This is a genomic window from Streptomyces olindensis, from assembly GCF_040645895.1.
Taxonomy (GTDB): Bacteria; Actinomycetota; Actinomycetes; order Streptomycetales; family Streptomycetaceae; genus Streptomyces; species Streptomyces olindensis.
Window position 1 is genome coordinate 66,511 of sequence record NZ_JBEYZD010000027.1, and the last position, 19,360, is coordinate 85,870.

The window sequence follows — 19,360 nt, forward strand, 5'->3', positions numbered from 1 at the left end:
CCGGGTGAACGGTCCCGAGATCCACGTCGACTTCGCGCCCGAACTGCACGTCTTCGTCCCCCAGGCCCGCAGGAACGGCACGGTCCGGGCCGCCACCGACGGCGTCTCCAGCCTCGGCCACGTCGTCGAGTCCCTCGGCGTGCCGCTGACCGAGGTGGGCGCGCTGCTCGTGGACGGCAGCGAGGTGCCCGTCTCGCACGTCCCGGCGGCCGGGGAGGCGGTGACCGTACGGACCGTCGCGCGTCCCCAGCAGGTCCCGGGCGCTCCCCTGCGGTTCCTCCTCGACGTCCACCTCGGCACGCTGGCCCGGCGGCTGCGGCTGCTGGGCGTGGACACGGCGTACGAGTCGACCGACATCGGCGACCCGGCCCTCGCGGCGCGTTCGGCGGCCGAGCGGCGCGTCATGCTCAGCCGTGACCGGGGGCTGCTGCGGCGCCGGGAGCTGTGGGCGGGGGCGTTCGTCTACAGCACGCGCCCCGAGGAGCAGCTCCGGGACGTCCTGGACCGGTTCCGGCCCGAGCTGCTGCCGTGGACGCGGTGCACGGCCTGCAACGGGGTGCTGCGCACGGCGACCAAGGACGAGGTCGCCGACCAGCTCAAGCACGGCACGCACGCCACGTACGACGTGTTCGCGCAGTGCACGGCGTGCGGGCGGGCGTACTGGAAGGGCGCGCACCACGAGCAGCTGGAGGCCATCGTGGAGCGCGCCCTGGCGGAGTCACGCGGTCAGCGCTGACTCTTCCTCACATCGCCCTTCCCGCAGGCGATCCCGTCCCCGTTCCGGTCCAGGCCCAGCGGGTCGTCCCTGCCGTTGACCTTCAGGCGGCCGTAGTCGTTCGCCCGGAGCCACTCGCAGCGGTCGGCCGTCGTCTTCTTCACCTCCGCCGGGAAGTCCGTCGGCACGCAGACGTTGATCGAGCCGTAGTGCCGGTCGCAGCCGGAGATGGTCGGGCTGACCTTCTGCGACGTGCGCTTCTTGCCGGGCCCCGCGACCTTGCCCTCGGGCTCGTCCGCGAAGTCGTGGACGTGGGCGGAGGCGTCCGTCGCCTTGAGGGCCTGCGGGCCTTGGAGGTGCACCCACTTCGCCACCGACGGCACCCCGCCCGCATCGACCGCGAAGAGCATGTACCAGCCGGGCGGGGCCAGGTTGGGGTTGCTCGTCACGTTCAGGTCGACGTTGTCGCCGTCGACCGACAGCGGCAGGTCCACGAACCGCTGGTTCGGGTCGGAGGAGTGCGTGACGGCGGCCGGGCGGATCAGCTCGGCCTTGGCGATGGGCCGGTCGACGGTGATCCGCTGGGTGTCGCCGTAGTTCCACTCGGTGTCGATGACCGACGTGATCTGCGGACGCGGGCCCTTGAACAGGTAGGGCGGGCTGTAGACCGACACGTCGTGGTTCCAGGAGCCGTTGCCCGGGTTGTCGCCGGTGGTCATCACCCGGCCGTCGGGCAGCAGGAACGCCGAGGAGTGGTAGCCGCGCGCCTCGGGGTCGACGGCCACCGGGTCGAACGTCTCCGACTCCGGGTCGAAGATCGACGTCTCGTAGACCGGGTTGGCCCGGTTGTGCAGCGCGCCGCCTGTCTCCAGCACCTTGCCGTCGGGCAGGAGCACCGCGGAGACGTACATCTTCCCCTGGTCGCCGGTCTGCGGGACGGGCCCGTCGCCCAGGTCGACCGTGCCCTGCGGGATCGGCGGCCCGGCCACGTACGACGGGTTGGGCTGCTTGAGGTCGATGATGTCGGTCAGGCGGTTCGCCTCCGGGTTGGAGTCGATGTTGCCGCCGCCGAGGGTGAGGACCTTCTGGTCCTGCGCCGGGGGCAGCAGCACGCTGGCCGACTGGTCGCGCTCGTCCTTGTTCCGCAGGCCCGGCACCTGGGTGATGGTGTTGGCGCCGTAGTCGTAGATGGCCGAGCCGGTGCCGGGGATGTTGTTGCCGAAGACGTGGCTGCCCGAGTAGAAGAGGCGGCCGTCCTGCATCAGGATCATCGACGGGTACAGGCCCCAGTACGACCAGGTCTGGTTGACCTTCCACAGCGGCTGCCACTGCTGCTCGGCCTCGGAGAACAGCTCGGCGGCGACCGAGCCGGTGGAGTCCTCGCGCAGGCCGCCGAAGGAGATGACGTCACCGTTGCCGAGGATCGTCGCCGACGGGTACCAGTGGCCGTCGTTCATGTCGTTGGTCTTGGTGTAGGTCTCGGTCTCCGGGTCGAAGATGTACGAGTCCTTGTAGCCCTGGTAGCCGATCCGGCCGTCCGCCGTCGGGTAGCCCTTGTTGCCGGACATCACCAGCACGCGGCCGTCCTGGAGCTGCACGTGCCCGGCGCAGAACATGTCCTTCGGCGTGGGGATGACCTTGTAGGAGCCGTCCGCCGGGTCGTAGACCGCCGAGGTGAAGGTGCCCGCCTCGAACATCGACTCGTCGTTGCCGGAACCCGCGATCAGCAGCACCTTGCCGTTGTGCAGGACGACCGAGTGCATGGAGCGGACCGGGTTCTGCGTGGGCAGCACGTCCCACTTGCCGTTGGCGCACTGCTCCGCCGTGCCGGTGCACTGCGGTGGCAGGACCGGGTCGGGAACCTGGTCCATCGTGTAGTCGTCGGTGGTGGCGGAGCCGGTGCCGTAGACGGAGACGCCCCAGGAGATGCGGTCGGTGCCGGCCGGGACCTCGGGCGTGCGGACCGTCGCCTCGGTCCAGTCGCCCGCCATGTCCAGCGTCTTCAGGTCGGTCCAGTACTGCCAGCCGGCCGTGGTGTCGTGCCGGAACAGGGTGATCGCCGCGTCCGGGGTCGTCGTCTTGTACCAGAGGCCGAGGTCGTACTGCTTGCCCGGCGTCACCACCGGTGCGCAGTCGGCGGACTCGGTGATCAGCGCCTTGCGGTCGCCGTCGACCCGGCGGGTCAGCTCGACCTTCATCGCCTTGGCGCCGGAGTGCGCGTCGGCCGTGGTGGTGAAGGTGAAGTCGTTGTCGCCCCAGCCGGACTTCTCCCAGCAGTACGGCATGTCGCCGGTGCCGGCGGTCTCGAAGCCGGGGTTCTTGATGAGGTTGGCGGCGGAGGCGGGCTGGGGTGCGGTCAGCAGGAGGCCGGCCGTGAGCGCGCCCACGCCGGCGAATGCGGTTCTTCTCCGGTACTTGTTCACACGGCTCTCCTTGCGGTGCGGCCGTCGCGCACGGACTCCTCACGGGCCCGGCGCGGCAGGTAGACCAGCGCTTCGGTGGCGACGAAGCGCAGGACGAACGTCGTCACCAGCGCGAGCGCGGTGGCCGACAGCACGCCCAGGTGCAGCTGGTGCACGAACAGGGCGATCAGCGGGATGCGCAGCACCAGATCGGCGTTGGCGAGCAGCGCGAACCGCCCCGCGCGGTCCCACCAGCGCCGGTGCCGGCGCCGCTCGCGGAACAGCAGGTGCTCGATGAGCACGAAGTTCCAGGCGACGCCGAGCTGGTTGGCGAGGATCTCCGCCGGTACGTAGTGCATGCCGAGCGCGGTCAGCGCCCACAGGCCGAGCAGGTTCGGAACGAAGCCGGTCAGCCCGATCAGGCCGAAGCCGATCATCCGCGCGACCGGCGAGGCGGCCCGCAGTCCGGCCAGGTGACGCAGGAACCGCAGGCCCTCCTGCGCGGTCGACTTGGACTCCCCGGCGAACCGGTCCCGGAAGACGAACGGCACCTCGGTGACCGTGCGCGGGCGGCTGCGGACGGCGAGTTCGAGGAGGATCTTGTAGCCGAGCGGCTGGAGCACCTCGGCCGTGACCGCGCTGCGGCGGATCGCGAAGAACCCGCTCATGGGGTCGCTGATGCCGTGCAGCCGGCGCGGGAACAGCGCCTTGGTCAGCCAGGTCGCCCCGCGCGAGACGGCGATGCGGTAGCTGCCCGCGAGCCCGGCCCGGCTGCCGCCCTTGATGTACCGGGAGGCGACGACGAGCCCGGCGTTCGCCCGTTCGCCGGTGGCGACCAGGTCGGGCACGAGGGACGGCGGGTGCTGGCAGTCGCCGTCCATGACGACGATCCAGTCGGAGGTGGCCGCCTTCAGCCCCTCGACGACCGCGCCGCCGAGCCCGCCCACCGGCTCCTCGCGGTGCAGCACGGTCACCGGGAAGGGGCAGTCCTGCGCCGCCTTCTCGATGACCTCGGGCGTGTCGTCGGTGGAGTCGTCCACGAAGACGACCTCGCAGGGCACCCGGGCCGGCACGGTCTCGGTGATCTGGCGCAGCAACTGCCGTACGTTCGCCGACTCGTTGAACGTCGGTACGACGATGGTGACGGCGCCCGGTTCGGGTATCTCGGCCGTTTCGACGACCTCGCCGGGGACGGTGGACTCCTGGCTCATCGCGCGCCTCCGGCGGACGTCTGGATCTGGCGGATCTCGATGCGGTCCTCGCCGGTGCCGAAGGTGGCGACCGGTTCCGAGTGCTCCATGGCGGCCTTGACATTGGGCAGGTCCGCCGCGTCCCGCCGCACGGTCGGCGAGGCCACGACGTAGTCCAGGTCCTTCCAGCCGCGCGGCATCGTCTTCGTCACCGCCGGGTCCAGGTCGGCCTTGTAGAACCAGATGACGCCGAGTCCGGGCTCGTAGCCCTGGTGCACCAGGTCCAGCCAGAGCGCGTCGTCGACCAGCACCCGGGTGCGCTCCGGGTCCTCGACCTCCGTGGCGAGCCACTTCGAGGCGGCCTTGTAGGGGGCGTTGGCGTCGGTGGTGACTGCGGTGCGGGCGCCGTCGTACCAGTGCGGGACGACGTAGGCGCCGGCGGCCAGGGCGAGGACCGTGGCGAGCGCGTACCGGCCCATGCTGACGTACCGTTTCTCCGCCTCGGAGCGCCAGCGGCTCAGCACCGCGTGGGCGACGGATGCGGTTCCTCCCGCGAGGACCAGCGCGAGGAACGGCAGGGCCTGGATGACGTACATCGCGGGCAGGTAGCCGTTGGGGCGCAGCGCGAGCGCGGCGAAGATCGCGACGGCCAGGGCGGGTCCGGCCAGGGCGCGGGCGGTGACCGACCAGCGCCAGGTGGCGAGCAGCAGCAGGGCGCCCGCGAGGCCGCCGAGGGGCAGGATCTTGTCGTAGTACAGCCACGACTGGAGCACGCCCCAGGATCCGGAGCCCTGGTCCAGGATGAAACCCGAACCGGGCCTGGTCATCTGGTACTTGACGCCGTCCCAGAGGGAGACGTGCCCGGCGCCCGGCAGCAGCTCGCCCTTGAGCAGGGCGAACAGGGGATACGAGAAGCCGATCAGGGCGCAGGCCGTGACGGCGCCGGTGAGGGCGAACTTGCGGGTGTCCCGGTGGCTGTGCCGCCACATGGTGAGGAACAGGGCGGGCAGGACGACGAGCATCGTCTCCTTGGTGAGGACGGCCGTGGCGGCCGCTATCCCCGCGCCGAAGTGGTGCCAGAGGTGGCGGCTCGGGGAGGCGGCCAGCGTGAAGGCCAGCAGCGTCCACATCACCGCGAGGTTGTCGAGGAAGATCTCCCGCTGGAGGACGACCGACAGCGGCGAGAGGCCGAAGAACACCATGCCGAGCGCGGCCGCCCAGCGCGGCAGGGCGAGGCGCCGGCCCAGCACGAAGACGAGGACCGCGCTGATGCCGCTGATCACCAGCATCGCGGCGCGCATGGTGCCCACCGTCATCGACTCGGGGCTGATCAGCGCCGGGATCCAGGTGAGGACGGCGATCTGGATCCAGCCGAGCGGCGGGTGGTCGTACCAGTAGGTGTAATGGGCGAGGCCGTTGCCCTGCTGGACCGACCAGGCCTGAGCGAGGTAGGTGCCCTCGTCGTCGCTGAGGGCCGGGTAGTCGGCGATGTTCCAGCCCTGCACGACGAGGATCGCCGCGAGCAGCACCGTGCACAGGAGCAGGTCGGGCCGGGAGGAGCGCAGCCGGCTCGGCGGCTCGATCCGCCGGTGCGCACCGGTGCGGGGCGCGGGCCCGCGCTGCGGGGGGACCTTCGGGGTGGTCGCCGCGGGAAGGGTGGAGGTCACGCGGGGACGTCCTCTCGGGTCACGGCCGTCTTGTCGAGGTGGGCCCCGACATGGCTGGTCAGCTCCCAGTCGTTGCGGCCGCGCTGCTCACGCCAGACGGCACGGACGGCCGCCCCGGCGAGCAGGACCTGGTAGAAGGGGCCGCCCACGATCAGCTTCAGGTAGTGCGCGAACCGCACGCGCAGCCCGTACTGCCTGCCGAAGTCGTGCAGTCCGACGATCTCGAAGACGAAGGTGACCAGGGCGGTGACGGCGGGCAGGAAGGTGATGAAGGCGATGCCGACGGGCACGTCGAGGAAGAGCGCGATCGCCACGTTGAGCGGGATGATCAGGCCGGTGAAGGCCTGCATGAACGGCGTCATCAGGGTGTAGCGGGCGAGCAGCCGCTGCCCGAGGGTGGGCAGTTGCTTCCAGTCCTTCTTCCGGTACACCTGGAGGAACCCCTGGTTCCAGCGGGTGCGCTGCTTCAGCAGGGACATCAGCGAGCCCGGGGTCTCCTCCCGGGTCACCATGTCGGAGTCGTAGGCGACGACGACCTTCTTGCCGACGCTGGACAGCCGCACGCCCAGGTCGCAGTCCTCGGCGAGGCAGTTCGGGTCCCAGCCGCCGGCTTCCCTGAGGACGTCCGTGCGGACGAAGACGGTGTTGCCGCCCAGCGGAATGAAACCTTTCTGCGCGTGCAGGTGGAGCCGCGAGCGGAACCAGAAGAAGTACTCCAGGCAGTTGCGCAGGCTGTACCAGCTGGAGTGGAAGTTGATCAGCTGTACCCCGCCCTGGACGACGTCGGCGCCGGTGGTGCGGAAGGCGTGGTCGACGTGCGCGAGGAGCTCGGGGTGGACCTGGTCCTCCGCGTCGAACACGCCGACGACGTCGCCGCGGCAGTGCGGCAGCGCCGTGTTCATGGCCTTCGGCTTGTTCTTCTTCTCGTGCGTGTCGACGACGACGCGGACCCGGGGGTCACGCGCGGCGGCCTGCTCGGCCACGGCGGTGGTCTCCGGGTCGTCGTGCCCGACGATCACGATGATCTCGAAGTCGGTGTGGCTCGACTCCAGCAGCCGCTGGATCGTGTGGTCCAGCACCGCCTGTTCGTGCCGGGCGGGCAGCAGCAGCGAGAAGGAGACGTGCTCGTCCCCGTCCGGACTGCTGAACCGGGTGGAGGCGAGCACTTCCGGCGTGCGCCAGGCGTGCATCTGCCACCACAAAGTGAACGCCGCCATCCAGAACAGGGCCAGTGAAACGGCAGCGATGAAGACAGACGTCAGCAAACAGATCCCCCCAGATCCAAGAACCCCCTGTCGCGACCGTCCCATCCGTCGCGGCACTGTGCAGAGATTAAGGGGGAACTGTGAAGTCTGGGGGCTGTTCCGATAAAGAGCGTGTTTCCGTTGATTCGCGGCTTCAGTTACTCAAGACCGCACGCAACCGGTCAGCTTCGGTCGTCGGGGCGTCACATGTGAAATTACGGCAGACGTACGCGGCCGGTTCACCGCCGACCAGCGGACGGTCCGCGAGCAGCGGGAACTCCTCGCTCTCCGGGGCCCCGACGGCCACGACCGAGCCCGGCGCGGTGCCCAGGAGCGCCGTGCGGTGCAGGGCCCTGGTGCCCTCGTGTGCGAGAGACGGCCCGACGATCGCGACCTCGCGCGGCCCGTCCAGCACGGCCTCCGCGACGGCGAGCCCCCAGCCGATGAAGCGGGGCACCCGCGGCCCGAGCGCCTTGACGACGCCGAGGGCCTTCTCGGCGGCCGTGCGGTGCGGCTCGGACCCCGTGTGCGCGGCGTAACTCAGCAGGGCACCGGCCGCCGCGGTCCAGCCCGAGGGGGCGGCGTTGTCGGTCGGGTCCTGCGGCCGGCGGATCAGCCGCTCGGCGTCGGCCGCCGTGTCGAACAGGGAGCCCGACTCCGGGTCGGTGAAGCGGGCCAGGACATGGTCGAGCAGGAACCCGGCGAACTCCAGCCAGACGCCCTCCCCGGTGACGGACCCGAGCGCGAGGAAGCCCTCCGCCACGTCCGCGTAGTCCTCCAGGACACCCGCGTTGGCGCCCGCGTGCCCGTCCTTGCTGGTGCGGGTGAGGCGGGCCTGCTCGTCCAGGTGCAGCCGGACCAGGAGATCGGCGGCGGCCAGGGCGGCCTCGACGAGGTCGGGCCGGTCGAAGTAGGCACCGGTCTCGGCGAGCGCGGCGATCGCCAGGCCGTTCCAGGCGGCGACGACCTTGTCGTCCCGGCCGGGCGCGGGCCGCTCGGCCCGCTTCGCCAGCAGCCGCTCCCGGACGGAGGCGACCTTGTCGGCGTCGAACAGCTCGTCCTGCTGCGGCAGTTGGAGAACGGACTGCCCGTGCTCGAAGGTGCCCTCCTCGGTCACGCCGAAGTACCGGGCGGCGAGCTCGCCGTCCTGCTCGCCGAGCACCTCGCGCAGTTGCTCCGGCGTCCACACGTAGTAGGCGCCCTCGACGTGGCGGCCCGTGCCGTCGTCACTGTCGGCGTCCAGCGCGGAGGCGAACCCGCCCTCGTCCGTGCGCAGTTCGCGCACCATGAAGTCGGCGGTCTCCAGCGCCACGCGGCGGGCCAGCTCCGAGCCGGTGGCCCGCCAGAGGTGGGCGTACACCCGGCACAGCAGGGCGTTGTCGTACAGCATCTTCTCGAAGTGCGGCACGACCCAGTCGCGGTCGACGGAGTAGCGGGCGAAGCCGCCGCCGAGCTGGTCGTAGATCCCGCCCCGGGCCATGCGCTCGCAGGTGTCGCTCGCCATCTGCAGCGCGCCCTCGGCGCCGGTCCGCGCATGGTGCCTCAGCAGGAACTCCAGCACCATGGACGGCGGGAACTTGGGCGCCCCGCCGAAGCCGCCGCGCTGCGGGTCGTACTCCCGGGTGAGCGCGAGCAGCGCCTGCGCGACCTCCTGCTCGCCGGGCGTCTGTGCGTCGCCGTAGGAGATCTCCCGCCCCGCCAGATCGCGCACGATCTTCCCGGCGACCTCGTCGACCTCCTCCCGCCGGTCCTCCCACGCCTGGTGCACGCCCTGGAGCACCTGCCGGAAGGACGGCATGCCCTGGCGGGGGGCCGGCGGGAAGTACGTGCCGAAGTAGAACGGCTCGGCGTCCGGGGTGAGGAAGACGGTCATGGGCCAGCCCCCGTGCCCGGTCGCCGCCTGCACGGCCTCCATGTAGACGGCGTCGACGTCGGGGCGCTCCTCGCGGTCGACCTTCACGCTCACGTAGTGCGCGTTGAGGTAGTCGGCGGTCTCCTGGTCCTCGAAGGACTCGTGCGCCATGACGTGACACCAGTGGCAGCTGCTGTAGCCGATGCTGAGCAGCACGGGCACGTTCCGCTTGCGGGCCTCCTCGAAGGCCTCCGCCGACCAGGGCCACCAGTCGACGGGGTTGTCGGCGTGCTGAAGGAGGTAGGGGGACGTCTCGTGCGCCAGTCGGTTCGGCATGGTTCCCATCCTGCCGCAGTACCCGGCCTGTGACGCGTCAGGCGTCGCACGGGACGCGCGGGAGCCGGGCGCGCGGCACGCCTGGGCGACGGGGTCTTCACAGAATCGGGCCGGGCACGCCCCCTCGCCCCGGTGCGCCGTCCGCAGCACACTTGACCAGGAACACGACCGAGACAACGCGCGAGGGACGACCGAGGGATCACCGAGGATCGCCGTTGCCGCCGGAGGGGGACGTGACATGCGGGACAGTCATCGGGCGGAGGCCGAGCGGCTGTTGGTGCGGGCCGTGGAGGAGGAGGTGCGCCGCACGGGCGGGCGCAGCGACGGGAAGGTGCTGCTCGCGCGGGCGCGCGGGGCGCTCGACTCGATGGCGCGGAGCGCGGCGGAGGAGTACGAGGCGTACACGCGCGCCCTGGACGAGGCGGCGGCCGGTCAGCTCACCTTCGGGCAGCGGTACGCACGGGAGGGCGCCGGGACGCCGCTGCTGGTGGCCGGGGTCGCGGCCGTCGCGGCCGTCGTCGCCGACATGGCCCTGGGCACGGGCACCGGCACGGCGCTGGGCGCGGGCGTGACGGTCGGGGTCGTGGGCGCCGCCGCGACGGTCGTGAAGGTGGTCGGCTCCCATCTGCCGGCCGCGCATCACCGCGCCGGGGCCGTGAGCCAGCCGGGCGGGCCGGAGCAGTTGCGGCTGCAGTGGCTGACGGCGCTGGAGGTGCGGGGCATCCGCCCGTTCCTGGACCAGCAGCGGGTGCTCGCCGCCTCCACCGGCCCGAAGAAGACGGGGCCGCGGCTGCGGGGCGCCGACAAGAGCGCGGCGGCGCGCGGGCGCAACGTGCTGGAGCAGTCCTTCGCGCAGCTGCCGGAACCGGCGAAGCCGTTCGCGGGGCGGCGGCAGGAGCTGGCGCAGATCCGGCAGTGGGTGCAGGCGGCCCGGGCGAGCACGGAGACGCAGCCGACCGTGGTCGTCCTGCACGGCACGCCCGGCAGCGGCCGCACGACCCTCGCGGTGCACGCCACGCACGACCTGAAGGACTACTTCCGCGGCGCCTGCGTCGTCGACCTGCGCGCCGAGGGCCCGGCCGGGACCCCGCTGTCCACCCGCGACGCCCTGCTGCACCTGCTCAACCGGCTCGGCGCGCCCCGCGAGCAACTGCTGTTCCGCGAGCGCTCCTCCCCCGACCAGCAGGTCAAACGGCTCGCCGAGTTGTACCACCAGCATCTGACCGGCCTGCCGGTCACGGTCGTCCTCGACGACGCCTCGGACGCGGGCCAGATCCGCGCCCTGGTCCCGGAGCGCTCCGACAGCCTGGTGCTGGTGACCGCGCGGGGGCCACTGGAGCTGGGGGACCTGCCCGCGCGGGTGCACCAGCTGGCGGTGGAGCCGCTGGACGCGGCCGGCGCGGAGGAGCTGCTCGGCGCGGCGGCGCAGGACCGCTCCGGGCCGTACGACGCCGAGTCCGCCGACCAGGTGCGCGAGCTGTGCGGCGGACTGCCGCTGGCGCTGCGCATCGCCGGCTCCTGCCTCGGCCCGCGTTCCCCGCGCGCCCTGGCCACGGACCTCGGCGCGTACGGCCCGGTGGAGCCGGTGGAACGCGCCCTGTGGCTGCGCTACACCGACCAGTCGGAGACCGTACGGCGGCTGCTGCGCCGGCTGGCCCTGGCCGGCCGGGCCTCGCTGGGCGTCGCCGCGGCGGCCGCGCTGCTGGCCACCGACGAGGCCGAGGCGGCCCGCCACCTGGAGGCGCTGTCCCGCGCGGGCCTGATCGACCACGTCCGGGGCAACCGCTACCGACTGCACGACCTGGTCCGCGCCTTCGCCCAGGCCCGCCTGCTCGACGAGGAGGAACCGGCCGAGCGCACGGCGGCGCAGGAGCGGCTGATCGTGAACTACGCCGAGCTGGCCGACTCGGTGCTGCGCATGGTCGACGGCAACATGTCGACCCGCACCAACCGCTTCAGCCCGTACGGCTTCACCTCCCTCGACGAGGCGCTGCGCTGGCTGGACGACGAGTCGAGCTTCATCACGGCGGCGCTGCGGCACGCCGAGGGCGTGAACCAGGCGGCGGTGCTGAACCTGCTGGGCGCGCTGTGCGACTACTGCCTGCTGCGCGGCGACCTGTACCGCCTGGGTGAGATCAGCGAACTCGCGCAGGCGGTGGACGAGGGGCTGCTGGTCCGCTCGGTGCAGTGGCGTACCGGCATCGCGGCCCGGCAGCTGGGCGAGCTGGACAAGGCCCGTGCGACCCTCGCGTCGGTCGTCGACCTCTACCGGGAGGCGCACCACGACGCCGGTGCCGCCCGCGCCCTGTGTTCCCTGGGCATCACCCTGCACCACCAGGGCAACCTGACGGAGGCGTCGGCGAAGCTCCGCGAGGCCCTGGCCCTGCAGTCCTCGCCCGCGCTGGCCACGGACCGGGCGTGGACGATGCACGCCCTCGCGGCGGTGGAGCGGGACCGGGCCCGGCTGGGCGAGGCGCTGGAGCTGCTGACCGAGTCGCTGGTCCTGCACCGCGCGGGCGAGTCCGTGCACGGCCAGGCCTGGGCGCACTTCCAGCTCGGTCAGCTCGGTCTGCGCATGGGCGATGTCGCGCGCGCCGAGTCGGAGCTGCGGGCGGCCCTCGATCTGTACGGCCGCACCCGCGACGCCCGCGGCGAGGCGTGGGCCCTGACCCAGCTGGCCCGGGCGCGGCTGGTCGCCGGGGACGCGTCCCCGGCCGTGGAGGAGCTGCGCGGCGCGGCCGCCCGGCACCGCGACAACGAGGACGCGCGCGGTGAGGCCTGGACCCTCTACTACCTGGGGCAGGCCCTGGAGGAGACCGGCAACCTGGACCAGGCGGTCCGCGAGCTGGAACGCTCGCGCACGATGTTCTCGCGCATGCGGGACGTGTACGGCCTGGCCTGCGCCCGCCATCATTCGGCGCGCGTCACCCGCGACCAGCGCGCGGCCCAGACGGGCTCGCTGCGCAACTCCGGCTTCGCCCGCCAGCTCCTGGTGGACGCCCGCGCCGACTTCCAGCGCATCGGCGTCGCCCACGGCGAGGCGTGGACGTGCCTGGAGCTGGCGGTCGTGGACGCGGGCAACGCCCGCACGCAGCAGGCCCTGGCCCTGTGCGACGAGGCCGTGGACCTCTTCACGTCCTACGGCGACCGCCGGGGCGAGGACTGGGCCCGCTTCCTGCGCTGCACCCTCCTGCCGTATGCGGCACCGGGCGGCATGGAGGTCGGCACGGCCGTGGCCCAGGAGGAACTGTCCCAGCTGTCCCGCGCCGGCCACGCCCTGCGCGACGACAAGCTCGACGAGTACGCCGACGCGTGGGCCCTGCTGCTGGAGCGCGGCGTGAGCCTGGAGGCGGGCTGGCAGGCCTGGGGGCTGGGGATGACGCCCAGCCGGCATGCGCGGGAGGTGATGGGGGTGGCGGTGTCGGAGGTACGCAAGTGAGGCTCCCGCGTGGGCCCTTGTCGTGGGTTTCGCTGGCAACGCGGCCACGGGACTGCGACCGTAGGAGGCGGACGTAGCGTGGGCAGGCGACGGGGGGAAGCCATGGGACAGCACCTGCGCGCTCCGACGCCGCCCCCGGAACCGGTGCGGTTCGTCGGGCGGTTCAAGGAACTCCAGGACATCGCACTGTGGCTGAAACAGCAGCGGGTCGGCCGACCGTCGAACAGCCACGGACTCCCGGGCCTGCTGGTGCTGCACGGCCCTGCCGGGGTCGGCAAGTCCGCCCTGGCAGCCATGGCCTGTCAGCGGCACGACATGGTGACGCACTGGCTCTCGCTGGCCGACGCCACCCGCGTCGACGTGGAACCGACGCTGTTACGGCTGCTCGCCGAGAGTGGAGCGTCCCGCGCCGACATCGTGCGGGCGGCGGTGGCCGGTGGCCGCAGATGGCGGCGCACACTGCGCTATGAACTCCCCCGGCGGCTCCATGATCGCATGCTGGTCCTGGACGGGGCGAAGCCCTCGGTGGTCCGGGCCCTGATGACGCGTCTGCGCGGTTGTCACGGCCTCGTCGTCCTCGTGACCTCACGGGAACCGACCGGCTGGTTCCGCATGGGGGCGCGCATGCTCGACGTCACTCCCATGGACGACGGAATGATGAGCGCCGTCGTCCGTCAGGCGGCTGGAGGACGGCTCGTCCACCGGGACCTCTGGCATCCCACGTCCGTCCTGGGCGACGCGCTGCAGGGCATGCCCGCACTCGCGCGGGTCGCGGGTGCCCTCATCGCCAAGCGGGGGACGTCCCTGCCGGAGAAGCGGGTAGACGAGTCGGGGGCGCAGTGGCTCACCCGGCTCGCCCTGCAGGGCTGCACGCCTGATCAGCGGAAGCTGCTGGGACAGCTTGTCGTGCGGAACTCCACCGCGCCCTTCACTCTCCGCTCGGTCGAGGCGCTGTACCCGGGGCGATCCCGCTCCATGCTCGACGGCCTGGTCGCCCGTGAGCTGGTCCAGCCGTGGCGCGGCGATGCGACCTTCCACATCCCGGAACCGGTCGCAGAGGCCACGCCGCCGCACCACCAGACAGCCGGAACGCACCCCGTCGTGTGGGCGAGCCGCGTGCTCCAGGACACGGCCGGCTTGCTGGACGGCCGGCCCCGTCCGGGGTTCGTCGCCCGACAGGAGTCCGAACGATTCACGCCTGACGAACTCGTCCCCTACGTGGATGAGTTCATGACTCTGCTCGCCAATGAGCGGGGCTCAGCCGAGCAGCGGGACCACATCACCGACGGCCTGGCAGCACTTCTGGCCGTCCTCGGCGACGCGCATCGACTGGTGGCGCTGTACCGCCTGCGCCCCACGCCGCCCGTCCGCCGTGCCCTGGGCTCGTTCGCCGCCGACCTGGGCCTGCCGCATCGTGCCCTGGCGATGTTCGACGCCGACTCCTGGGTGAGCCCGGACGCCGTCCCTGCGGGCGCCGCGATCTGCCTGCAGTCAGGTCGGCTGGATGGCGCGTTGGGCGTGCTGGAGGGACTGCTTCGAGAGGACGCGCGCCCGGACGAACGGCAGCACATGGCCTGGGCGTCGACGGTGCTCGGGGCCGTCCGGTGTGACCGGGGCGAGATGGCTCAGGCCGAACAGGCGCTCCTCAGGGCGGCCGCCCTGCACCGTGCCGCCGGCTGCCGGCGAGGCGTCGGCTGGACCCTGCTGCACAGCGCCCGGGTCTGTCTGCTGACCGGCAGGGAAGCGGAAGCCGACCGTGTGCTCGACGAGGCCGAGGACCATCTGCTCGCCGTAGCGGACACGCGCGGCCGCAACTGGGTCCTGACGGAGCGCGTCCGCGTGGCGCTGCGGCACGGCGGCACGGAGACGCCCGAGGCTCTTGCCCGTGAGGCGCTGCGGCAGCACGAGGCAGCCGAGGACATCCGCGGGATGGGCTGGACGTACCTGTATCTGGGCCTCGCACACATGGAGGGCGGAGCCTTCGGCCGAGCCCGCGATGTGCTGAACACCGCGGAGACGTACTTCCTGCGGTGCGGGGACGACCTCGGAGCCGCCTGGACCAGGCACCGGGTCGCTCTCCTCACGCTGCCCACCGGCGAGGGCTCCTTCAGGGACGCTCTGGCAGCACTGGAGTCGGCCTGGGAGCTGTTCCAGTGGATCGGCTGCCCGGTCGGGACGGCGTGGACCGAACTGGAGATGGTGGCCCGGCGCCCGCCGACCGACCTCAGCAGCATGCCTCTGCTGGACACGGCCAGGGAGCGCTTCCGGGCTCTGGGCGACCCATGCGGCCAGGCTTGGGCGAGGGCTGTCGAAGCCGTCTTGCAGAACCACGTGCTCGAACAGGGCCCCAGGACAGCCGAGGCCCTCGTCGTCTCCCTGCCGGACAGCCTCCCGGCCTGGGGCCTGATCGTCGAGGAGGTCACCGAGTTCTGGAGGGGCCGGGGTGTGGTGGGAGGGCATGTCATCCCCTTCCACGCCCGTGACGCGGTCGCCGTGGGTCATACCGGCCACGCATTCCTCGCGTCGCCCGTCCCGGTCACCCCGCGTTGTCACGTCCGCGTCACCCTGTTCGACGACGGTCCCGCCGAGGACACCACCGCACGGCTGCTCCTGCGGGTTCTCCCGGAGGAGGGCCACCCCTGGGCCGTCGCGGAAGGAGACCGGCCCTGGCTGACCGTCACAGCCGTGCCGCTCACCCACGCCTCCGTCGACCCCGCCAGCGCGCTGCTGATGCCCTCGGAACAGCCCGGACACGGAGCGGAGTTCGGGTTCACCGCCCATCGCACCGGCACGCACCGCATCCGCTTCACCATCGCCCTCGATCGCACCGGGACGGTCCTGCAGCAAGTGGAGACAGAACTCGACATCCTCGACCACGATCAGCAGGGCGAGCTGTCCTCACCCGAAGCCGTCACGCAACGAGGACGCTAGGAAAAACGGCGCATGCCAAGAGAGCTTCACGTACGAGTCGTCCAGGACCCCAGCCGTGGGTTCACCACCCTGCCCGACGCGCTGACCCGGGGACCTGACATCACGGTGTCCTTGGACGTCCTCGGCGAGGACCGGCTCAGGGCACGGCTGTACGGTCCCGCCGTGCCGTCGCTGCACGGCACCGAACACCGGGTGGACCTGGCGGTGCATCCGGCAGAGGTGCGATCCGCCGCGGCCCGGCTGTGCCGTATGTGGAAGGAAGTCCTCATCGACCATCGTCCCCTGACGGCCGACGGTCGGCCCGCCCCCGGCGAGCCGGAGACCCCGTACGCCTCCCTGGTGGACCTGCGCTCCCGCCCCATGGACGAGTTGATCACCTTGATGGAGGAACTCGCCCTGGTGGGCTCCGAATTGCTCTACGGCACACTCCTGGGCGGCACCGACCCACGCATCGCCCGCTTCCGCAGCTATCTGACCGAGGCACTGGCCCAGCGCGAGGGTCTACGGGTCCGTTTCGACTCGGACCTGCACCTCCCCTGGCCCATGGTGTGTCTTACGGCGGAGGACCTGCCTGCCGACCCCGCGCATCCCTCGGAGCCCCTGCCCGACCTCTTTCGCCGTTTCCTCGGCCACCGTCACCAGATCGAACAGACCGGCGGTGCCTATCCCTGGCTCGCAGGCCTCCGCACGGCCCCCGACGTACCGGCCGTGAGCCTCAACCACGACACTCGTGTCGATCGCGCCGGTCACACCAGGGCCGCGGACGTGGCGGCACTCCTCGCCAAGGGCACCCGATTCGTCGAACGCTCCACCTGGCGGGAGTTGGTGACCGCGCTGGCTCGGCCCGATCTGTGCGAGCAGTTGATGTACTTCTGGTGCCACGGCCGCTTCGCCGCGGACGGACCGCAGCCGCCGTCCCTGGTCCTCAGCCTGACCGACCAGAAGACCATCGACGCCCACACGATCCGCGACCGGCGGCGCCGCTTCGGCAGCGACCACCCGTTCCAGCCGTTCATCGTCCTCAACGCCTGTTACGCGGGGCTGCCCGAGGGCAGTGCGGACGCCAGGTTCCTGAGCCGGGCGTTCGTCGACGCCGGGGCGCGTGGCGTCCTGGGCCCGCAGATCGAGATACCCCAGGTCTTCGCAGCCGAGTACGCGCTGCAGTTCCTCACCCGCTATCTGCACGGCTCCCGGACCGCGGGCAGTATCGCCTTGACCGTGGCCCGGTACTTCGCCGACGAGCTGCACAATCCGCTCGGTCTGGCCTACGCCCTTCACCACGGAATGGACACACGGCTGGAGCGCACCCCCTCGCCCAGCTCCGACAACGATCGGGAGGTGTCCGTGTGAGCTCTGTCGACGCGCCGGTGCGCACGATCGATCTGGGATCGGACGGCTGGCTGCTGGAGGAGACGGTCCGCGGTCTCCGCCCAGTGCCCGCCGACCGTCTGGCCGACCACTTCGCCGAGGAGTTGTCCCCGCCCTCTTGGGCGACGGACCTCCTGGTCTACGTCCACGGATGGCAGACCAGACCCGACGACGCCCTCGTCACGGTCCGCCGCTTGCTCGCCCTCGCCGCGGCCCAGTACGAGCGACACCAGGCCGCGTACCGGCCGCTACAGCCCTGGCATCCGTGGACCGTCCTGGTCCGCTGGCCCTCTCGCTCCCTGCCCTCGCCCGGTGGCTACCGGCGCATCCGCGACCGTGCTCACGCCATGAGCACGCAGGGCCACGCCGCTCACGTCATCGGCCGGCTGCTCGGGTACCTGGACGTGCACCGAGGGGATCCGACCGCCCCTCGCGTCCTCGCCAACCGAGACGGCCAGTACCTGCACCTCGTCGGTCATTCCTTTGGCTGCCGTTTCCTCTGCGAGGCCGTCCAGTGGGCCGCCGACGACGAGCCGCTCACACTGGGCTGGAGCACACCCGAGCCGCCGGGCCGGCCCTTCACCGTGGACTCGATGCTGTTGCTGCAGATGGCAGCGCCGCGCGACACCTTCGCGACCGGCTTCCCGGCACTCGCCGAGGCGCCGCTACGCGGCCCGATGGTCGCGACGTACTCCCAGCACGACCGCGCCACCGGCTTCTGGCACCTGCGGGCCGAGAAGCGGGCAGGCGTCGGCCACGGGGGCATCGGCACCGCGCCGGCCCCGGTCTCGGCAGTCCGGATGCTGCCGCCCGCCGAGCCCTATCCCCGGAGCGTGCTCGACCACCGCTTCGTCAGCGTGGACGCGAGCGACGTCTTCGTCCGAGGGCAGGGCCCGGCGGGCGCCCACTCCGACCATCTGCGGCCGGAGACGGCGCACCTCTTGCTGTCACTGGCCGCTCACAGTCGGTGATGACCACTGCTGCCGGGCACCCGCCGGTGGTCAGCCCTTCGCGGAGGGCTTCTTCGCGGCCCCGGTGGCGTTCTCGGCGGGGCCGTCGGACTCGGCCGGCTCCGCCGATGCCCCCTGCTCGGCCTTCGGGTCCGGGACCTGGGTGAAGTCGACCCTGCTCATGTGCCGGTTCATCGACTTCATCAGGGCCCACACCGCCAGGGCCATCGCCGCGAAGACGATGAAGCCGAGGACGCCGGGGGTGACCTTGTCCTCGTCCACCTCCTTGGCGAAGGAGACGAGGTGCGTCATTGCCAGGCTTGCGCTTGCGCTCATGTCAGGCATTGTCGCGGACGCCCGCGAAGAGGTCGTCCTCGGGGAGGGAGGTATCGACGAGGGACTTCGCCAGCTCGTACTCCTCCGTCGGCCAGACCTCCTTCTGGATCTCCATCGGCACGGTGAACCAGCCGCCGTCGGGGTCGATCTGCGTGGCGTGCGCGATCAGTGCCTTGTCGCGGATCTCGTAGAAGTCGGCGCACGGGACGTGCGTGGTGAGCGTGCGCTGCTTCATGCCGAACTCCTCCCAGCGCTTGAGCCACTCCCCGTAGGGGGACTCCAGGCCGCGGTCGAGCATCGCCTGGTGCAGGGCCTCGGTGCGCGGGCGGTTGAAGCCCTGGTTGTAGTAGAGCTTCTGCGGCTGGTAGGCGGGGCCGTACTCGGGCTCCGGGTACTTCTCGGTGTCCGCCGCCCCCTCGAACGCCACCATGGAGATCTTGTGGGTCATGATGTGGTCGGGGTGCGGGTAGCCGCCGTTCTCGTCGTAGGTGGTGATCACCTGGGGACGGAAGGAGCGGATCCTGCGGACCAGCTCACCGGCCGCGTGGTCGACGTCCTCCAGGGCGAAGCAGCCCTCCGGCAGCGGCGGCAGCGGGTCGCCCTCGGGCAGGCCCGAGTCGACGAAGCCGAGCCACTCCTGCTTGACCCCGAGGATCTCGCGGGCCTCGTCCATCTCCTTCTTGCGTACCTCGTGGATGTGCTCCTCGATGTACTTGTCGCCCTGCAGCTTCGGGTTGAGGATGGAGCCGCGCTCCCCGCCCGTGCAGGTCACGACCAGCACGTCCACCCCCTCGGACACGTACTTCGCCATGGTCGCCGCGCCCTTGCTCGACTCGTCGTCGGGGTGGGCGTGCACGGCCATCAGTCGCAACTGGTCAGTCAAGACTCAATCCTCAGTAAGTCGGCGCCCTGTGTGCGTCGGCGCAATCA

Annotated in this window: 12 protein-coding genes; 5 read left to right on the forward strand and 7 right to left on the reverse strand. The window is 71.6% G+C overall.

Annotated elements, in window-relative coordinates:
• Positions 1-4 precede the first annotated feature (4 nt).
• Positions 5-736, forward strand: coding sequence for a Mut7-C RNAse domain-containing protein (locus ABZ948_RS19405; RefSeq protein ID WP_359761076.1), 732 nt, complete (start codon positions 5-7; stop codon positions 734-736).
• On the opposite strand, the gene ABZ948_RS19410 is transcribed toward ABZ948_RS19405, so the two are convergent.
• The 5 genes from ABZ948_RS19410 to ABZ948_RS19430 form a co-directional block, all read right to left on the reverse strand.
• Positions 727-3,138 (reverse strand): galactose oxidase family protein, encoded by a 2,412-nt coding sequence (locus ABZ948_RS19410; protein ID WP_359761077.1) that lies wholly within the window; start codon positions 3,136-3,138, stop codon positions 727-729. The two genes, ABZ948_RS19405 and ABZ948_RS19410, sit on opposite strands and share 10 nt — an antisense overlap.
• A complete protein-coding gene (locus tag ABZ948_RS19415) occupies positions 3,135-4,328 on the reverse strand; it encodes a glycosyltransferase (RefSeq protein WP_359761079.1) in 1,194 nt (397 codons plus the stop codon). Before ABZ948_RS19415 ends, ABZ948_RS19410 begins: the two co-directional genes overlap by 4 nt.
• Positions 4,325-5,974: an ArnT family glycosyltransferase gene (locus ABZ948_RS19420; protein WP_359761081.1), complete on the reverse strand. Its 1,650-nt coding sequence runs from the start codon at positions 5,972-5,974 to the stop codon at positions 4,325-4,327. The genes ABZ948_RS19415 and ABZ948_RS19420 overlap by 4 nt, the downstream gene beginning before the upstream one ends.
• Positions 5,971-7,239, reverse strand: coding sequence for a glycosyltransferase (locus tag ABZ948_RS19425; RefSeq protein ID WP_359761083.1), 1,269 nt, complete (start codon positions 7,237-7,239; stop codon positions 5,971-5,973). The genes ABZ948_RS19420 and ABZ948_RS19425 overlap by 4 nt, the downstream gene beginning before the upstream one ends.
• Positions 7,240-7,372: 133 nt before the next feature.
• Complete coding sequence (locus ABZ948_RS19430) at positions 7,373-9,406, reverse strand: thioredoxin domain-containing protein (protein WP_359761085.1); 2,034 nt, start codon at positions 9,404-9,406, stop codon at positions 7,373-7,375.
• Positions 9,407-9,644: 238 nt separating this feature from the next.
• Here ABZ948_RS19430 and ABZ948_RS19435 point away from each other — a divergent pair, with 238 nt between their 5' ends.
• The 4 genes from ABZ948_RS19435 (at position 9,645) to ABZ948_RS19450 (ending at position 18,115) form a co-directional block, all read left to right on the forward strand.
• Positions 9,645-12,845: a tetratricopeptide repeat protein gene (locus ABZ948_RS19435; RefSeq protein ID WP_359761087.1), complete on the forward strand. Its 3,201-nt coding sequence runs from the start codon at positions 9,645-9,647 to the stop codon at positions 12,843-12,845.
• Between the two features lie 102 nt (positions 12,846-12,947).
• Positions 12,948-15,776 carry an ATP-binding protein gene (locus ABZ948_RS19440; protein WP_359761089.1) on the forward strand — a complete coding sequence of 943 codons (2,829 nt, stop codon included), beginning with the start codon at positions 12,948-12,950 and terminating at the stop codon, positions 15,774-15,776.
• A 12-nt stretch (positions 15,777-15,788) separates the two neighbouring features.
• The gene (locus ABZ948_RS19445; protein ID WP_359761091.1) at positions 15,789-17,126 is read left to right on the forward strand and encodes a CHAT domain-containing protein; all 1,338 of its coding nucleotides are present in this window, start codon (positions 15,789-15,791) and stop codon (positions 17,124-17,126) included.
• Positions 17,123-18,115 (forward strand): hypothetical protein, encoded by a 993-nt coding sequence (locus ABZ948_RS19450; RefSeq protein WP_359761092.1) that lies wholly within the window; start codon positions 17,123-17,125, stop codon positions 18,113-18,115. Before ABZ948_RS19445 ends, ABZ948_RS19450 begins: the two co-directional genes overlap by 4 nt.
• A gap of 30 nt (positions 18,116-18,145) precedes the next feature.
• On the opposite strand, the gene ABZ948_RS19455 is transcribed toward ABZ948_RS19450, so the two are convergent.
• Together ABZ948_RS19455 and mca are read right to left on the reverse strand one after the other, a co-directional pair.
• Complete coding sequence (locus ABZ948_RS19455; protein ID WP_359761094.1) at positions 18,146-18,439, reverse strand: hypothetical protein; 294 nt, start codon at positions 18,437-18,439, stop codon at positions 18,146-18,148.
• Entirely contained in the window at positions 18,432-19,313 is an 882-nt protein-coding gene (gene mca / locus ABZ948_RS19460) for a mycothiol conjugate amidase Mca (protein WP_359761096.1), read from the reverse strand. Before mca ends, ABZ948_RS19455 begins: the two co-directional genes overlap by 8 nt.
• Positions 19,314-19,360 lie beyond the last annotated feature (47 nt).